Here is a 2,623-nt window from a genome sequence, read left to right on the forward strand (position 1 = left end):
GGATTGGCATAGCTTGACTGATGGCTTCCATACTTGCTTTCATTCGGTCAATTTCTCGAATTTGTTCTAATATTTCTTGTTCAATTACATCTGTGGAAGCGACTTGTGATTGAAATTGACTTGGAAAAACATCATTCTGACGGATTAATTCTTCACATAAATAAATGATTCCTTGCGCTAAAGGACGAAAGGTTTGTACAAAAAATGCTTTTGCACTGCTATATGTTTGCCCTTGTAACACAGTATCAACTGCAAAAGCGTCAATCGACTGAATCGCTTGTTCCATGCCTTAAATGGTAGCGATACATACAGCATTCATGCTTCGAGTTTGGCTTTGTACTTCTCCTAAATACATATTTAAACTCATGCATTGACCTCCCTTGCTAATTGTTGTTGTTGATAGGAAAGGTCGTTTTCTAAATCACTAAGGTCTCGTCTTTCTTTAAGCARCGTTTCTTTTTTGTTTTCCAATTCAAATGTGACTTTTCTTTCAATATGTTTTGCATCTTGATATGTATTCATAAAAAACTGAGACATTTCTCTATCATCATGCCAAGTTCCTAAAATTCGATCAAACAAACGATGGCTTCGACCTCTCCATTCATAAAAATCTGCTTCCGCTTGCTCCTGAATGTGAATCGCGGATTGATTTCGGTCTTGTTCTTCAAATACACTTCKTAACTTTTGATTTACTTGATTGATTTGTTTTTCAATATCTTGACTCATCATATTCCTCCTACCRTTTTACCYTTAYGTAGGTTGTCACATTAGCGAAAAGTRTTGTGAAGTTCGTTATCCATTCTCTCAAACTCTTGGGCTACTGAATGAATATTATCGACCGCTTGTTGAAAGGCAGTRGAAAATTGTTTCGTAAAATCTAACATTTGTTGATTCGCTTCTTGTGCTTTGGAATTAACAGATAGTGTTGTACGCGTCGCCTTTGTTATAGAACGGTTTGTTGCACTTTGGATCATATTCGAAGCTGTTCTCATCTGCGTAGCAATGTGTTGTGCCTTTTGAAAATTACTTTGAAATTGTCCCATCACTCAAATCCTTTCTCTAATTTTCAGAACATGCCAAAGAAATCCCAATAAATATATGAAATTTCTCTATCAATATCACTCTTTKTAAACGTGTGTCCAGCTAAGCTRGGCACGCAATCAAATGAGCCATACAATATAAGCTGTATGGCTCATTTGAAATGCTTGTTATATAGAGTAAAACAATTTTTATTTCAAACCGAAATTACGTGATAATTCTTCATCATGAGAAGCAACAGCCTCTGCAGTTTTATTCAGCTGCATATTAATTTCTTGTAATAGCTGTGCAAAGTTTTGTACYTTTGGCTTTAATTSATTGAACTGTTGRTCAAAACCTTCRAAAGCACGWCCTTCCCATTCTCCTCTTAATTCATTTTGTAAGTTTTGTARTTGACTTAAAATRTCCTCAATTTGATTTGCACCTTGTCCATATCGAGYCGCTTTYGATTTAAGCTCCTCTGGTGACATACGAATTTGTCCAGCCATTTTYATTTCCCCTTTAATAGATAATAAGYAAAATATATTTTGGTTAATTTTACTAAATATATTATAATGTATTATTTTGAACTTTTAAACATTTTATCTTTCTATTGAATATTAGAATATTATCAATTCTAATCATTAAATATTCTACTCTTTCTCGCTTCAATTGTTTCTAAAATATAGAAAAGAATACCTAGATCAAATATCTTTTCAGCGTTAGAGATATTATTTCCGAATGTAATAATAGGTGCATTTAATCCAAATCTTTCATTCCATAGCAGCAAATGTTCCGTCGATGTGAGAAAGAGCATACACAGCGCCCTCAACACTATCTATTGGATGTAAAATTGTGTTTAATATTCCTTTAAGTTCATCTAACACCGCTTCATTTTGCCCTTTTTTGTAGTTATGATATTGCCCGATAATAGGAGTATTTTCTATCTGGCGAATAAATTTTTCGTACAACTGATCCATCGCTTCTACGTTATTTTCAACAGTATCTTTAAGTTTATCAAACAACGTTTCTTCTATGTTCTTCTTTTACCTGAACTCGATTTGCTTTATCTAAAAAAGCATAATTCATCCATATATAATTTAAAAACCTCTACTTATATGTAGAGGTTTTTGTATGACGAAAAAACACGTAGTTCCATCGTTATTTTACAAACCCCAAATTCTTCCTCATCTTAAAGTGGAACAAATTTATTACTTAGAGTGTCTAATAAGTGTATTTCTAATATTAGTTGTCCAGATTGGATACAACATATCCCGTTTGACATCTATTTTTATGTATTACAAAAAAAAGAARGGACTTATTATCCCAAAAAGTGAAAAATATGCATCGTAATACTACTGTTAAGTATTACAAGTTTAATACTTTCACAGGTGAAGCATTACAAGTGAAAACAAAAAAGAAATAACCCAAACCGTGACTTATCAATCATATAAAGTGAAACTTTAATCAGTGGGGGTTTTGTTCATCCCCCTCCTAACTTCTTTGCTTCCGCTGAATTTTGAGGTGGGGGTCTTACTGCCCGTTAATGCGGGATAAACGATTTGGATGTTATTTAACCTGTGAGATTTTAGCTGCAGTAGTATTG

The 2,623-nt window shown here is 33.4% G+C and carries 4 protein-coding genes and 1 pseudogene; all 5 read right to left on the minus strand.

What is annotated here, in order from left to right:
* On the minus strand, nt 1–286 hold a 286-nt coding region (locus AC1DJR_RS25670), incomplete at its 3' end, for a T7SS effector LXG polymorphic toxin (protein ID WP_477003827.1).
* 77 nt (nt 287–363) lie between these two features.
* Complete coding sequence (locus tag AC1DJR_RS25675; protein ID WP_016094664.1) at nt 364–726, minus strand: DUF3958 family protein; 363 nt, start codon at nt 724–726, stop codon at nt 364–366.
* Nucleotides 727–767: 41 nt separating this feature from the next.
* Nucleotides 768–1,043, minus strand: coding sequence for a TIGR04197 family type VII secretion effector (locus tag AC1DJR_RS25680; protein ID WP_429692103.1), 276 nt, complete (start codon nt 1,041–1,043; stop codon nt 768–770).
* 186 nt (nt 1,044–1,229) lie between these two features.
* Complete coding sequence (locus tag AC1DJR_RS25685; RefSeq protein ID WP_477003828.1) at nt 1,230–1,526, minus strand: WXG100 family type VII secretion target; 297 nt, start codon at nt 1,524–1,526, stop codon at nt 1,230–1,232.
* Between the two features lie 267 nt (nt 1,527–1,793).
* Nucleotides 1,794–2,054: pseudogene (locus AC1DJR_RS25690) on the minus strand (hypothetical protein); the annotation flags it as partial.
* Nucleotides 2,055–2,623: the final 569 nt, after the last annotated feature.

It is taken from the genome of Bacillus sp. 05T31, assembly GCF_056396725.1.